The organism is Mesorhizobium sp. M0598, from assembly GCF_040320865.1.
Taxonomy (GTDB): domain Bacteria; phylum Pseudomonadota; class Alphaproteobacteria; order Rhizobiales; family Rhizobiaceae; genus Mesorhizobium.
Window position 1 is genome coordinate 24049 of record NZ_JAMYQL010000004.1, and the last position, 14315, is coordinate 38363.

General features: G+C 61.0%; 11 protein-coding genes and 1 pseudogene. 9 read left to right on the plus strand and 3 right to left on the minus strand.

Going from position 1 to position 14315, the window contains the following annotated elements; all coding sequences use genetic code 11:
* Positions 1-90: 90 nt before the first annotated feature.
* The gene (locus NKI59_RS06965) at positions 91-1302 is read right to left on the minus strand and encodes a polysaccharide biosynthesis/export family protein (RefSeq protein WP_352703583.1); all 1212 of its coding nucleotides are present in this window, start codon (positions 1300-1302) and stop codon (positions 91-93) included.
* A 207-nt stretch (positions 1303-1509) separates the two neighbouring features.
* The gene (locus tag NKI59_RS06970; RefSeq protein ID WP_023717993.1) at positions 1510-2187 is read right to left on the minus strand and encodes a sugar transferase; all 678 of its coding nucleotides are present in this window, start codon (positions 2185-2187) and stop codon (positions 1510-1512) included.
* A 547-nt stretch (positions 2188-2734) separates the two neighbouring features.
* Between NKI59_RS06970 and NKI59_RS06975 the strand changes: the two genes are divergently transcribed.
* The 8 genes from NKI59_RS06975 (at position 2735) to NKI59_RS07010 (ending at position 11558) form a co-directional block, all read left to right on the plus strand.
* Positions 2735-3064 (plus strand): exopolysaccharide production repressor protein, encoded by a 330-nt coding sequence (locus tag NKI59_RS06975; protein ID WP_245274682.1) that lies wholly within the window; start codon positions 2735-2737, stop codon positions 3062-3064.
* A 455-nt stretch (positions 3065-3519) separates the two neighbouring features.
* A complete protein-coding gene (locus tag NKI59_RS06980; protein ID WP_352703214.1) occupies positions 3520-4542 on the plus strand; it encodes a glycosyltransferase family 2 protein in 1023 nt (340 codons plus the stop codon).
* 269 nt (positions 4543-4811) lie between these two features.
* The gene (locus tag NKI59_RS06985) at positions 4812-5213 is read left to right on the plus strand and encodes a single stranded DNA-binding domain-containing protein (protein WP_352703217.1); all 402 of its coding nucleotides are present in this window, start codon (positions 4812-4814) and stop codon (positions 5211-5213) included.
* 131 nt (positions 5214-5344) lie between these two features.
* Positions 5345-6211 carry an endo-1,3-1,4-beta-glycanase ExoK gene (gene exoK, locus NKI59_RS06990; protein ID WP_502901031.1) on the plus strand — a complete coding sequence of 289 codons (867 nt, stop codon included), beginning with the start codon at positions 5345-5347 and terminating at the stop codon, positions 6209-6211.
* An 85-nt stretch (positions 6212-6296) separates the two neighbouring features.
* Complete coding sequence (locus NKI59_RS06995; protein WP_352703220.1) at positions 6297-7628, plus strand: UDP-glucose dehydrogenase family protein; 1332 nt, start codon at positions 6297-6299, stop codon at positions 7626-7628.
* Positions 7629-7659: 31 nt separating this feature from the next.
* Positions 7660-8739: a glycosyltransferase gene (locus tag NKI59_RS07000; RefSeq protein WP_352703222.1), complete on the plus strand. Its 1080-nt coding sequence runs from the start codon at positions 7660-7662 to the stop codon at positions 8737-8739.
* A 72-nt stretch (positions 8740-8811) separates the two neighbouring features.
* A complete protein-coding gene (locus NKI59_RS07005; protein WP_352703224.1) occupies positions 8812-10098 on the plus strand; it encodes a glycosyltransferase in 1287 nt (428 codons plus the stop codon).
* The gene (locus NKI59_RS07010) at positions 10095-11558 is read left to right on the plus strand and encodes a lipopolysaccharide biosynthesis protein (protein WP_352703226.1); all 1464 of its coding nucleotides are present in this window, start codon (positions 10095-10097) and stop codon (positions 11556-11558) included. Before NKI59_RS07005 ends, NKI59_RS07010 begins: the two co-directional genes overlap by 4 nt.
* Positions 11559-11780: 222 nt before the next feature.
* Here NKI59_RS07010 and NKI59_RS07015 read toward each other — a convergent pair.
* Positions 11781-12833: pseudogene (locus NKI59_RS07015) on the minus strand (polysaccharide pyruvyl transferase family protein); the annotation flags it as partial.
* Positions 12834-13135: 302 nt separating this feature from the next.
* Between NKI59_RS07015 and NKI59_RS07020 the strand changes: the two are divergent.
* Entirely contained in the window at positions 13136-14308 is a 1173-nt protein-coding gene (locus NKI59_RS07020; protein ID WP_352703228.1) for a glycosyltransferase family protein, read from the plus strand.
* The last annotated feature ends 7 nt before the right edge of the window (positions 14309-14315 follow it).

Here is a 14315-nt window from a genome sequence, read left to right on the forward strand (position 1 = left end):
CGGCTTGTTTTCTGATCCATAAGATCCCAAACGCAAAAACCCCGCAGACCGCTGCCTGCGGGGTTGGTGCTTTGCTCCGGTGGAAAGAAGCTACTGGATGGCCAGGGGCGCCGGTTTGACCTTGATCACGTCCCCTGGCAGCACCGGCGTGTCTTCATCGGCGGTGATTTCGCTGGTCTTGCCGTCGACAACCCGCACCAGGGAAAATGACAAGGCCGCTGGTTCGTTGTTGCCGTAGAATTGCGGCATGGGGCTGCCCGACAAGGCTTCGGACATCAAGGCCTTTTCCATATTCAGCTTCAGCGTCACCTCGTTGAGATCGGCTTCCGTCTGTTGCCGGTCGGTCGCGAGGCTGGAGTTCTGGGTGTTCTCCAGATCGATGGCGTCCTGGGTGGCCTTGCTGATCGACTGCTTGGCCGTGAGAATCGCCGTTTCGTAATCCAGGATCTGGCCCTCGAGGTCGGCGATGGTTTGCTGCGAGTTCAAAACCCGCGTGTTGACGACCAGGCCCTTTTGCGCCAGCGAGCCGATGCCGTTGAGCTGCTCTTTCGCCAGATCGACCTGCTTCTGCTGGTTGACGATCTTTTTCTGCAGCGAATCGATCTCGCTTTGCAGCAGTGCCTTCAAATCGTCGAGCGCCTGCAAGCGCAGCTTGAGTTTCTTCTGGTCGGCCGCCAGGATCGCCGTCTCATCGGCAACGATGCTGGGCAGCTTCGGATCGTCGGCCACCTCTTTCGGCACCGCGAATGTCGGCTTGTCCGCTAGTTCTGCTTCGATGCGGGCGCGCTTGACGGTCAGCCTGACCAATTGGTCTTGTAGTACGTCGAAATTGCCCTTGGCATTGATCAGGTCGCGGTCGTAGCGCTGTCCGCTCTCCGGGTTCCGCCGGGCTCCGCCGGCAATGCTCATCGCTTTCAGCACGGACAACCCAGGCACACAAGGATACTGGCCGGGCGATTGCACCTCGCCAGAGATGTAGAATGGCCGGTACTGCGCCATTTCGACGGAAGCCTCCGGCTTGTCGGCCAGAGCGAGCTTGCGCTGCAGCGCCTCACCGAGCGATGCCGCGATCTCCGAAGTCGTCTTGCCGGATGCGGGCATCTCGCCGACGAAGGGAACCGACAAGGTTCCAGCGGGGCCGACCGTGTATTCTCCATTGATGGCCGACCAGTCACGGAACGTGCCTTCGACGGTCTGCCATTCCGCCACGCGGATGGTCAGCTTGTCCTGTGCTCCAAGCCGATAGTCGTCGGCGAAGGCAAACTGTGGCAAGGCTAGCGACAGGGTCAGGCCGGTCGCCATTGTAAGGCAAGTCGTCAAAAGCCGTACTCGCCGCATGCGTCTGGAGAGAATGCCGGTGCAAAAGATATCGATTATATCTGCTTTCAACTGAGCGTTTCCGATCTGGTTTGCCCCGCCCGATGAGCTGCCGATGCCTGAGTTAGGGGCCTGAGTTCCGGGCCCGAATTCTGGACAGTCGCTCCTCGATGCACGGCCAGCAAGCGGCCGTCAGTAGCAGCCTCGCGACATCCAGACCGCAGGTACGGTCTTGATGATGATGCGAATGTCTTCGAACATCGACCAGTTCTCGACATAGTGCCTGTCGAATGCGACGCGGCTGTCATACGAAACATCGTTGCGTCCGCTGACCTGCCAAAGCCCGGTGAGGCCGGGGCGCGATTTCAGGTAATAGACGGCCGAATTGCCATATATCTCCAGCTCATCGCGCACCACGGGACGAGGCCCGACCAGGCTCATATCCCCCTGCAGGATGTTGATGATCTGCGGCAACTCATCGAGGCTGAGCTTCCTCAGCACCGCTCCGACGCGCGTGATCCGCGGGTCGTTCTTCAACTTGCGGGTCGCTATCCATTCGGCGTTGGCCTCCGGATTCGCGGCGAGATAGGCAGCAAGCACCCGCTCGCCGTCTGGAACCATGGTGCGGAACTTGAGGCACGGAAAAATCCGTCCTCCGCGGCCGATTCGGCTGTGACCATAGAAAATCGGCCCGCCATCGGAAAACCTGACAAGCAGCGCTATCATTACGAACAGCGGGCTGAGAGCGACCAGGCCGATCAGCGAACCGGCAATATCGAAGCTGCGTTTGAGCAGGCCGCCAATCGGTGGCGGAAAATCGACGCCGGCCTGCGAAAAATCCGCGTCGGCCGGCTTGGCTACGTCCCTCATGCGTAAACTCCATACGTTGAACGGATGGTTTACCGCACGATACCGAAAAAATGTTGCAGCGCAACACACAATTTCCCAGACGGCTGTAATAGTCGCGTCATGAACTGACTAAATAATAAACTCGTCCTGCACAAAATTTCGCCTTTATGTCACAAAAGAGACAGATTATGGGCAATTTTGGAAAAGCTAGTCCAATTTTGAGGCTGATTTTAGGCGAATCGCTCTTTATACCCTGCAATGGAGCTTCGCCGTCATTTAGAATTTCAAAAAACGACTGATGTTATGACAAATTACTAGTTAATATTGTAAATGCTACTGGAGCTGGTCGATATCCGGCAATCAGTGGTGATGCCAATGTGTGCATTGCACCATGGCAGAGTCGATCCCGAGGATTCGTTCAAAATTATTCCGCAGCTGCCCTTGCCGCCTATTGCGCGGCTCAATAGAGTTGTAAATTGTTTCTGTCGGACTATGGACAGATTGGGCTAGGCCGGAAGCAACCGGCCAGACGCGGGCAACCTAAATAAGCTCGCAGAGTTTAAGGGAGGTGCTCGGGGTGGGCTTGTCGACATTTTTTCCCGAGCCGGTTGATGGGCTATCGGGTATGTCACTGCCAAAGTTCATTATCGGAATGTGTTTTGCGCTGGCGATCGTGATCGTCTGGTCCTATTTGGGCGGCGCCTCGCTCGGTACGACGCTGTTTCGCGTCATCGGCTGTGCCATAGTCATCCAACTGGGTTATTTTCTGCTGGTCTTTGCCATGGTCGCCAGAAATGCCCCGACCCCGGCCGACAAAATTCGCGACGCTGAACGAAAGCTGAGTTCGAACGAAGCGGCCGAAGGCGAGAAACTCAGCGCCAGGAGAGGCCTTCACTGATTTCGGGCCTGGCCGCGGTCTGCGATGTCCATGTGACCTGTGGTTAAGCTCGCCGGTCCTCTGACGAATTGCTCGCCTCAACAACACCGGCAGTCGGCATTCCTGTTCTTTCAATTCCTTGACACTGCGGGCCTCGACGCGCTCGCTCCGCCCCGCCGCCGTCCGGTCGGCGAGGATCAGCAACTGGTTTCTGCCAGTCCAGCGCTCTGACGGAGCGTGTAGGAACGGCTCTGCCAAGCGGCGCATTTCTGGAGCCATCCCGATTGAGGCTCGCCGCCTGCCCAACCGGGCCATGACACCCAGCAAAATGAAAAACTGGACGGCGCCGATGATTTTGGCGATGCTTGCTTCGCACTTGCAGCATAGGCGTTTGGGCCGATGCATTTCAGAATGGGCGGTGGGGCATTGAGCGGACGGGGCGAGGAAATCCGCAACGACTTCTGCAATCGAGAGGCATGTCCATGACACCATTCCAGGTCTGCGTGATCATCGCCGCCCGCAATGCGGCGCGGACAATCCCGGCTGCCATTGCGTCGGCATTAGGCGAGCCTGAGGTTGCGGAAGTTGTCGTCGTCGACGACGCGTCCACCGACGATACCGCGAAAGTCGCCCACGCGGCCGGCGACGGCACGGGCCGCCTTTCCGTCATCCGCTTCGACGTCAATCGCGGCCCATCCTTTGCACGCAACGCCGCGATAGCCGGTTCCAGGTCGCCGTTCATCAGCATTCTGGACGCTGATGATTTCTTTTTCGAAGGCAGGTTTCACAGACTGTTCGCCAGCACCGATTGGGATTTCGCCGCAGACAATATCATGCTTGTCAGGGATGACGCGGCAACCGACGTTTCGAAAATCGTTGCTCCACCGTTCTCGCCCGAGCCGGAATTCCTCGATTTCGAGGGTTTCATCGACGCCAACATCTCCAGGCGCCGTGTGCAACGCGGGGAACTGGGCTTCCTCAAGCCAGTGATCAGCCGCGCCTTTCTCGATCGGCATGGGCTGCGCTACGACGAGAAGCTGCGCCTGGGTGAAGACTATGAACTCTATGCGCGCGCGGTTGCCCATGGCGCGCGCTTCAAGGTCATCAAATCCTGTGGCTACGGCGCGATCGTGCGCGCCGATTCGCTGAGCGGACGGCACAAGACCCAGGACCTGAAGCATCTGGCCGATGCCGACCTGGCACTGCTTGCGATCGACAGTTTGCCGGAGGCATCGAAGGCTGCGCTGAGAAGGCACGAGCGGCACATCCGCGACAAATACCGGTTGCGGAAGTTTTTAGACGTGAAGGCTGAGCGCGGGCTGGCGCCGGCCGCGGCCTACGCCTTGGCCGGCTCGTCCAACCTCACAGCCGTCGTCCGCGGCGTCGCCTCCGATAAGCTGGATGCGCTGTTTCGCCGCGCCGGCCTCGCCGCGAAGCGTCAGCATGTGCCGCCGCTGCGCTTCCTCATGGCCGGAACCAGCACGGCCGGCGAAAGCTAGGCCCGTCAACGTGCGACGGCGGTAGCTACTTCCTTACCCTTCGGTCGGCTCGGACCGTTTCAACGAGATTCATGAGTTTACGATCTAGGTGGTTGCCTATCCGCGCAGGGAATGGCAATCTATGTTGCGGTGCAGCAATTTTGGACGGCCAACCGAACTGGCCCGAGACATACCCTGTCGGAGGAGCTGGACGATGCAAGAAATGTCTTTTGAATGTGGACGGGCACTAAGGCCGTTCACCAGCTCGACGATGATGGGGCGCTGACTGCATGGCCTCGATCTTTGGCTTCCGATCGAGAGATCCGGCGCGCGACACGCAGACCGACACCTCGCGCCTCGATCGGTTGGCAAAGCTGCTGGACCAGATCTCGGCCGAAGTCGAGGCGGAGAAGAGCGGCGTTGAGAACCGCTACAGGACGACGGCTACCAATGCCGCCTTCCTGGTCGAGGCCATGGAGAACGGAGCGGTCTCCTCTCGCAGGTCTTCCGAAGTCGGCGAACTGACCAGGTCGATCCTGAATTGCGAGCGGCGCATCGCAGCGCTGTCGCGCCAGATGCAGATGATGAAGGATCTCCGTCGTTCGCTGGATGAAATCTTCGAGGAGAAGCGGCAGAACGGTCCCGACATAAGGACCGATTTTGTGAGGGCCGCCGGTTCCGGCACAGGCTGAGCGAACACCCGGGTCGGCGCAATGGTTTTAGGCACAACACGGAGCTTGGGAGCGACAGAGGTCAAGATCAGGTTGTTTCGTCACGGTTCGAACGATCGCTTTGGGGGCGCACAGCACAAGGTGAGTTTGATATGAACGCAGATCTTAAAAGCACGCCCGCCCCGGCAACCCGAGGCACCCCGTTCACGCGCCCGATCCCAGGCAAGCTGCGGCGGCTCCGTTCAGACGGCGCGTTACTGCTGGTCATTCTCGGCAGCATGGTTGCGGGCCTGGTCCCCGTGCGCGCCCAGGATCTCCCAACCGCGCCGTCCTTTGTCGATGATTTCACCAGCCTCAGTCGCGCGCGCTGGTACATTTCCGACGGCTGGACGAACGGCAAGCATCAAAACTGTACCTGGTCCAAAAGCCTGATCGGGCTTTCCGACGGCATGCTGACGCTCGGTTTGGAGAAGCGCAAGCTGAAGGATCGCGAATTCGCCTGCGCCGAGATCCAGACCAAGCAGCGCTTCGGCTACGGCACTTACGAGGCGCGGATGAAGACCGACACGGGCTCCGGCGTCAACGCGGCATTCTTCAGCTTCGTCGGCGATGCCGACAAGCAGCCGCATGATGAAATCGACTTCGAGGTGCTGACCAAGGACACGTCCAAGGTTCAGGTCAACGCCTACATAGCCGGCAAAGGCAAGAACGAGAAACTGGTCGACGTCGCCGGCGGCACCGACAAGGCCTTCAACGACTACGCCTTCGTCTGGGAAAAGGACCGGCTGCGCTGGTACGTCAACGGCAAGCTTGTCCACGAGATCACCGATCCGGCGAAGCTGCCCACCCATTCGCAAAGGATTTATTTCAGCCTGTGGGGTAGCGATACGATGAAGGGCTGGATGGGGCCGTTCTCGGATCCGGGCCGCAAGCTCACCATGCAGGTGGATCGCGTTGCATTCACCGCACTTGGCCAGCCCTGCCAATTCCCCGAATCGCTGGCATGCAACACCAACTAGAAGCGCATCTGAACCGGCCGGGCCGAAGGTGGTCGGAAACCCGAAGCTCGAAAAGGCCCGAAACCTTGAACAGGAATGAAACCGAATGAATTTGACTGTCTTTGGAATCGGCTATGTCGGTCTTGTACAGGCGGCGGTGCTTGCCGAAGTCGGCCATCAGGTGGTCTGCGTCGACATCGATGCAAAAAAGGTCGAGCGGCTCAACCAGGGTCATGTCCCGATCTTCGAGCCTGGACTCGAAAACATGGTCAAGGAGAACCATGCCGCCGGCCGCATCAAGTTCACCACCGACGCCGCCGCGGCGATCAAGCATGGCCAGATCCAGATGATCGCCGTCGGCACGCCGCCGGGCGAGGATGGTTCGGCCGACCTCAAATATGTGCTGGCCGTCGCCGAGGCCGTCGGTCGTGAGATGGACGAGCCCAAGATCGTCGTCGGCAAGTCGACCGTGCCCGTCGGCACCTGCGAAAGGATAAAGGCCAGGATCGCCGCAACGCTGAAGGCGCGCGGGCGCGAGGATCTGGCTTTCGACGTCGCCTCCAATCCGGAATTCCTCAAGGAAGGGTCCGCTGTGAGCGACTGCATGAAGCCCGACCGGATCATCGTCGGCACCAGCAACGAGGACACCGAGGCGGTGATGCGCGAGCTCTACGCGCCGTTCAACCGCAACCACGAAAAGATGATCGTGATGGACGTGCGCAGTGCCGAGTTCACCAAATACGCGGCCAATTGCATGCTGGCGACCAAGATCAGCTTCATGAACGAAATGGCCAACCTGGCCGAGCAACTGGGTGCCGACATCGAGGAGGTCCGCAAGGGCATCGGCAGCGACCCGCGGATCGGCTACCACTTCATCTATCCGGGCCTCGGCTATGGCGGCTCGTGCTTCCCGAAGGATGTGCGTGCCCTGATCAAGACCGCCGAGGCCGTCAAGTTCGACGCCAAGCTGCTGCGTGCCGTCGAGGAGCGCAACAACCAGCAGAAGTCGGTCCTGTTCGAGAAGGTGGACCGCTATTTCAAGGGCAATCTCAAAGGCAAGACATTTGCGCTGTGGGGCTTGGCCTTCAAACCCAATACCGACGACATGCGCGAGGCCCCGGCCCGCACGCTGATGGAAGCGCTCTGGGCCGCCGGTGCCAATGTGCAGGCCTATGATCCGGAGGCGATGCAGGAATGCCAGGCGATCTACGGGCTGCGCGACGACCTGCAACTGTGCGGCACCAAGGAGGCCGCGCTGCGAGGCGCCGATGCGCTCTTGATCGTGACCGAGTGGAAAAGCTTCAGCGCGCCGTCTTTCGATGCGCTGAAGAACGCGCTGACCACGCCCGTTATCTTCGACGGACGCAATCTCTACGACCCCAAGGTCATCGCCCGCCACGGCATCGAATACCACAGCATCGGCAGAATGGCGGCGTGACGCTAGGGCGGTCCAGCAAGGAGCCAGGTCCATGAAAGTTCTGTTTGCGGGCGGCAACGGCTACACGCCGCAGTTCAGCGGTGGCGTTCAGTCGAGCACGCATCATCTGGTCGAGCAGCTGCGCGAGCACGGTCATGACGCCTCGGTTCTGGCGGCGCTGTTCGGTGACGGCATGTTCGGCTTCAAGGCGCGCGCCAAGATGAAGCTGCTTCGTCAGCGAGCGGTCATCGACAGCTATCCCGGCTATCCGGTCGTGCGGGCATGGTTTCCCTGGGAGGCGGCGCGCTTCGCGGTCGAACGGCTCGATCCCGATGTCGCCGTCGTGCAGTGCCACAAATCGGTGCCGATCGGTAAGGCGCTGCAGGCGCTCGGCGTGCCGCTGGTGGTCTATCTGCGGAACGTCGAATTCCACGAACTGGCCGGCGACCTGCGCGAATTGCATTCGGCGCTTTATATCGCCAACTCCGAATTCACTGCGCGCACCTATAAGGAAAGGTTCGGCATCGATTCGACCGTGATCCCGCCGACCATCAATCCCGGGCTCTACAGCACGCCGACCACCGGTGAATTCGTCACGCTGATCAATCCTTACAATGAAAAAGGGTTCGAACTCGCCGTGCGCATCGCCGGCCAATGCCCCGAAATTCCGTTCCTGTTCGTCGAAAGCTGGAAGCTCGACGACGACCACCGGGCACAGATCGAACGGATCATCGCGCCGCTGCGCAACGTCAGGCTGGAAAGCCGCACCAGCGACATGAAGACCGTCTATGGCCGCACCAAGATCCTGCTGGCGCCCAGCAAATGGGAAGAAGCTTGGGGGCGGGTGGCATCCGAGGCCCATTGCAGCGGCATTCCAGTCGTCGGGTCCCGTCGCGGCGGCCTGCCGGAAGCGATTGGCGCCGGCGGCGTGGTGCTCGACTATGACGCACCGCTCGACGACTGGGTCGCCGCGGTCAGGCGACTATGGAGCGACAAGGCCGAGTACGATCGGCTGTCGGCGGCGGCGCAGCTGTTTTCGGAGCGGCCGCAAATGAACCCCGACAGCCAGTTCGCGACTTTTCTCGGCGTTCTCGACCGCGCCAGGCAAGGCGCGCTGGAGCGTGCCGCCTGATGCAATTCGTCCAAAACCATGCACGTCGTTCAAAAGCCTGCCTTTGCGCCTGACCCAGGGGTGCGAGCGGCTTTGGGACAACGACACGCACAACACCAGACGCTTGAGGCGCCTCGCACGGCGGCGACGGGCGTCATCCCTCGTCCGCGCGAGCAGATCGCCGACCGGCCTCGAAAGATCGTCCATTCGATGAAGATTTGCTTCGTAGTTGATAAGTTCCCCTCTTTGTCGGAGACCTTCGTCCTCGACCAGATAGAAGGGTGCCTCGAGCGCGGCATGCAAGTCGGCGTCGTCTGCAACGAGACGTCCTTCGGCAAGGACAGCAACATCGACGATCGCCGCTGGCAGGCTCTCCCTGGCAAGGTCGTCTGCTGGTGGGGCGGGCTGGGGCGCTTTCGCCCGACGCTCAGGAAATGGTCGGGCAGGTTCTGGGATAAGCTCTCGACCGCTGTCGACATCGCTTTTGCGCGCAAATTGCAGAACGCCGATGTGATCGTCGCGCATTTCGGCAATAACGGCATGCGCGTCGCCCGCGCCATGAAACGAGGCCGGATTTCCGCTCCGCTGGTGACCATATTCCACGGCCGCGATGTCGGCGAACCGCTGCATGACAACACGCTCACGCGCTACAAGGTTGTGTTCGACAAGGGCGTTCTCCAGCTCCCGGTGAACGCGTTTTTCCGCGATGCCCTGATCGGCGTCGGAGCACCCCCGGCGCAAGTCATGGTTCACCATATGGGCGTGCGGCCCGGTGAGATCGGCTACCATTGGCGTTCCTGGGACCGGGACACGCTGTCCTTCATCTCGGTCTGCCGGCTGACCGAAAAGAAGGGCATCGAATTCGCCCTTGGGGCGCTCGCCAGCCTGCCGCGGCGCGACTGGGTCTATTCGGTGATTGGCGGCGGCGAATTGCTGGAAGAGTTGAAGAAGCTCGCCGCAAATCTCGGCATTGCCGACCGGGTGACTTTCCTCGGGCCGCGTCCGCACGCCGAGGTCAAGCAGCGCCTGCGCAATGCCCACGTATTCCTGCTGCCTAGCGTTGCCGCGCGAGACGGCGATCTCGAGGGTATTCCGGTGGCGCTGATGGAGGCTATGGCCGCCGGGCTGATCGTCGTCAGCACCTATCACTCGGGCATTCCCGAACTGATAGAGGATCAGGAGACAGGCTTCCTCGCACCGGAGCGAGACGTTGCGGCGTTGGCCCGCAAGCTTGTCTGGGTGGCCGAGAACCCGGACAAATGCGAGCGCATCGCATGTGCGGCGCGCCGCAAGATCGAGCAGGATTTCAACGCGGACGTACTCAACGAACGTTTTGCGCAGATCGTTGCCCAGCTGGCCGAAGCCAGGCACCCGGCATGAACGCCAACCCGCCCCCTCAGTTCGGTCGCGTCGCCCTGCGCGGCGGCATGGTGACGATCGGCGCGCAAGGCTTCAAGATGGCGATCCAGTTTCTCTCGGTCATCGTGCTTGCCCGTCTGCTCGTGCCCGAGGATTTCGGCCTGGTGGCTTCCGTCGGGCCGATCGTGGCCTTTGTCGGGCTGCTTCAAAATCTTGGCCTGCAACAGGCTGTGGTCCAGCGCAAGGACATCAGCACCGAGCAGCTCAACCAGGTATTCTGGATCAGTGCGCTGGTGGGGATGGGCAGTGCCGTGGTGGTTGCATGCCTGGCGCCCGCCATCGCTGCCTTCTATGGCGATCAACGCATGGTCGGAATCACCATCGGCTCTGCCTTGCCGCTGCTGCTTGGCAGCCTCGCCGCGGTGCCGCTGGCGCTGATGAACCGTCACTTGCGCTTTGGCCAGCTCGCGCTGAACGACGTGATAACCGCTGCTGCCGGACTTGCGACTACCGCAATCGCCGCCTATGCGGGACTGGGCTACTGGTCGCTGGTCATCGGCCCTGCGGTATCGGCTGTTGTCGCGCTGGCCGCGGCATGGCAGGTGGCGCGCTGGACGCCGTCGCGGCCGGACCTGAAGGTCGATACCGACATATTGTCCTTCGGCGCCAATCTGACCGGCTTCAATCTGGCCAACTTCTTCTCGCGCAATCTCGACAACATCCTGATCGGAAAATATTCGGGCGCGATCGAGCTCGGCTATTATGACCGCGCCTACAAGCTCCTGCTGTTTCCGCTGCAGAACATCAACCAGCCGCTGACACGCGTGATGGTGCCGCTGCTGAGCCGCATCCATGAGGACAAGGCGCGGTTTCGCGACATCTATGTGCGAACCAATTGGATGCTGGCGGCCATCACTATGCCCGGCATCGCGGCGCTGACGCTGACGTCGGACCAGGTCGTCGGGCTTCTCTTCGGCGAGCGCTGGACAGCGGTGGCGCCGATCTTCGCCTGGCTCGGCATCGCCAGCCTGATCCAGTCCGTCTCGAGCACCACCGGCTGGATCTTCATCTGCCAGGGCAAGACCAAGACCATGTTCCACTGGGGCATCTACTCGTCGCTGACGACGGTCGCCGCCTTCATCATCGGCCTGCACTGGGGCGCCGTCGGTGTCGCGGCGGCCTATGCGATCAGCGGCTATGTGCTGCGCGTCCCGGTGCTTGCCGTTCTTGTCCACCGGGTCGGCCCGGTGACCGCAGCCGACTTCCTGGTCATGCAGGGACTTTTCATCGCGTCGTCGCTGCTTGCCTGGTCCGTGTACCGCGAGTTGCCGGCATCGCTGACCGGCCAGTCAGACCTGCTCGCGGTGGTCCTGGCGGTTGCCCTCAATTATTTGATCGGCCTGGTCCTCATGCTTGCCCTTCGCCAGTCTCGCAGCGCCCTGTTCACCACGCTTTCGAGCGCCATGCGCAACGCCCGCTAGGCCGGCAATCACCGGGCTCAAAAGCTCACCTGCCGACATCGCCGACGCATGCTCCTCAAGCACTGCCTGAAGGCTCGTCCTGCGATAGAGGTCGAGATTGGCGGTAAGTCTGCCGAGCTTCTCGCTCGCTTCCTCGGGCGTCACCGTGTCGATGTCGAGCAGCAGGTCGGCGACGCCGATTCGCTTGGCAAGTTCCTTGGTCTTGAATTCATAGGCGATCGGCAGCACCGGCGTGCCGACGCAGAGCGACATGATCATCATGTGCATGCGCGTTGCGACAACGAAGTCGAAGCCTTTCACCAGTGCCATCAGTTGCTCCGGCGTGTGGAACGAAGCGTCCACGCTTACGTGCCTGGCGATCTCCGGATCGAGTTCGGCAACGATAGCCCGCGCCGTCTTGGAATCATCATGGGCGTATTCCGGCACGCCCTGGCAGGTGGAGACGAAGGTGACCTCCTTGGCGTGGTCCCTGACCAGGATGGTCGCGATCGCGCGGATCGAGTCGATGTAGCGGCGCATGCCGCCCTCGCCGTCGCTGACATAGTTCCAGTGACGGACGGAAATGGCGACGCGGCCGGTGACGGTCGCCGACTGGCCGGAGGCCAGAATTTTTCCGATCCTGTCGGTGTCGGCCAGGGCAAAGACGGCGTCGGCCACGACGCGGCATTTGCCGGGGTCTTTCACCATGTCCACAATGTGGCCTCGCGAACGTTCGTCGCGCAGCAGGATGAGCGGGCTCCGATCGAAGATTGGGCTCAACTCCTGGCGATTGTAACTTTTGTTGAACGGGCCGAGCGATTGCGTGAAGAACACGGGGTCCTTGCCCAGAATCGCGTCGATCCGGAATTGATTGAGTCGCCGTTCCAGATTGTAAGTCTCGACAAGATAGGTTCCGCCTGTCGTGACCACGAGGTCGGCGTCTTTGTAGATCTCGAGACCACGGCGATTGCTTGAGCTGAACAAACGCCCGAGAACGCCGCGGATGCCGAACCGCCGCAGGGCATTGAGGACGAGCCGATTGTAGATCGGCTTGAACAGGTTCTTCAGCCCGCTGCCGTATTTGTAGCGGAACAGCGATTCCGACAGCAGCTTGTGGAATTCGAGATCAGGATACTCTTTCTTCGTGTAGAGCCCCGCCGCCACCTCCGGCTGGCTGTCGAAGACGTAGAACTGGATATCGTCTTGCACGATCGTCTTGAAAACATGGCGGATCGCCAGGAGAATCGCTGCATCCCCGGTATTCAGGCAGACGGTGTTTTCAACCGCGATCTTCATGGAATGACCTCATTTCGTGAGTAGTCCCGTGCTTCCATCGACGGGTGCGAAGGGGCGGATTGCAGGCGGGTTGGCCGAAAATGCTGCACGCCAAGGATGGTCCTCGCGTCGTGATTATTGGCGCGCAGCCCGATGGCAGGCCAACGCGCGGTCCATGTGGCCCAAGCAGAGCGAGATTAACCCATCGATTTTGCAGTGCAACAAAAAACGGGGATCTTTGCTACGCTGCAACCAAAAATGTTGCGATGCAGCAAGAGCTGTACTAGCATTGTCGCGGGCGGGCCAACAGCGGTCGAGTTTTCATGCTGCATGTCTTGTACTTGGTACACGACGTCTCCGACCCGGCAGTGCGCCGGCGGATCATAATGCTCAAGGCAGGCGGCGCCCAGGTTACGCTGGCGGGCTTTCGTCGTACGGCAAGCGCAGTTGCTGATGTCGAGGGCTTGCAGCCGATCGATCTCGGCCCGACTCGTGATGGCCGATTCGCCCAACGTCTGGCCGCGATCATGAAGGCAGTCGTCTCGACCGGCTCGAAGCTGGGCTCAATGCCACGGCCCGACCTCATTATCGCGCGCAATCTGGAAATGCTGGCGCTTGCCCGCCGCGCCAGGTCGGCTTTCCAGGCAACGGTGCCGATCGTCTACGAGTGCCTGGATATCCATCGCCTGCTGCTTCGCGACGATCCGCTGGGCTGGGCGATGCGCGGCGCAGAACGCTTCCTGGCCAGGGATGTGAAGCTTCTGGTGACCAGCTCTCCGGCCTTCATCGCCAACTATTTCAAGCCGTTCGGACAGATTGCCGCCCCGGTCGAACTGCTCGAAAATAAGTATTTCGAGCCAGCCGCGGCCTCGCTGGATGACCGCGCGGCGCCGGAGAACCCCGTTGCGCCGCCTTGGCGGATCGGCTGGTTCGGGGCGCTTCGCTGCCGTCGCTCCCTGGAGCTTCTGGCCGAATTTTCGCGCCGCCTCGACGGCCACTTTGAAATCGTCCTCAGGGGCCGCCCGGCGCTGTCCGAATTTCCCGATTTCCACGGTTTCGTCGAATCGGAACCCTGGCTCTCGTTTGGCGGGCCCTACCGCAATCCCGAGGATATGGCGGCGATCTATCGCGAGGTCCACTTTTCCTGGGCCATCGACTTTTTTGAGCAGGGCCTGAACTCCGAATGGCTGCTGCCCAATCGGCTCTATGAGGGCTGCCGCTTCGGAGCCGTGCCGATTTCGATGGGAGCCACCGAAACCGGCCGGTTTCTCGACCGGCAAGGCATAGGGGTTCCTTTGCCAGAAGCCACGCCCGAGGCGCTCGAAGCCGCCGTCGGCACGATGGAGCAGAATCGGTTCGAGACATTGAGGGCGCGTGTTCTCGCCCGCGATCCGCGCATATGGAGCTACGACCGCGCCGATTGCCGGGCGCTCGTCGAAAAGCTCCGCGGGCTGACCGCGGCTCCCGGTCCATATGCTGCCGAAGCATTGGCATAGAAGGACT

Bases quoted from the DNA above. Each gene is read 5' to 3' on its own strand.
- NKI59_RS06970 (WP_023717993.1), bottom strand. From the start codon at position 2,187: ATGAGGGACGTAGCCAAGCCGGCCGACGCGGATTTTTCGCAGGCCGGC.
- NKI59_RS06985 (WP_352703217.1), top strand. From the start codon at position 4,812: ATGGCCTCGATCTTTGGCTTCCGATCGAGAGATCCGGCGCGCGACACG.
- NKI59_RS06995 (WP_352703220.1), top strand. From the start codon at position 6,297: ATGAATTTGACTGTCTTTGGAATCGGCTATGTCGGTCTTGTACAGGCG.
- NKI59_RS07010 (WP_352703226.1), top strand. From the start codon at position 10,095: ATGAACGCCAACCCGCCCCCTCAGTTCGGTCGCGTCGCCCTGCGCGGC.
- exoK (WP_502901031.1), top strand. From the start codon at position 5,345: ATGAACGCAGATCTTAAAAGCACGCCCGCCCCGGCAACCCGAGGCACC.
- NKI59_RS07000 (WP_352703222.1), top strand. From the start codon at position 7,660: ATGAAAGTTCTGTTTGCGGGCGGCAACGGCTACACGCCGCAGTTCAGC.
- NKI59_RS06965 (WP_352703583.1), bottom strand. From the start codon at position 1,302: ATGGCGACCGGCCTGACCCTGTCGCTAGCCTTGCCACAGTTTGCCTTC.
- NKI59_RS06980 (WP_352703214.1), top strand. From the start codon at position 3,520: ATGTCCATGACACCATTCCAGGTCTGCGTGATCATCGCCGCCCGCAAT.
- NKI59_RS07020 (WP_352703228.1), top strand. From the start codon at position 13,136: ATGCTGCATGTCTTGTACTTGGTACACGACGTCTCCGACCCGGCAGTG.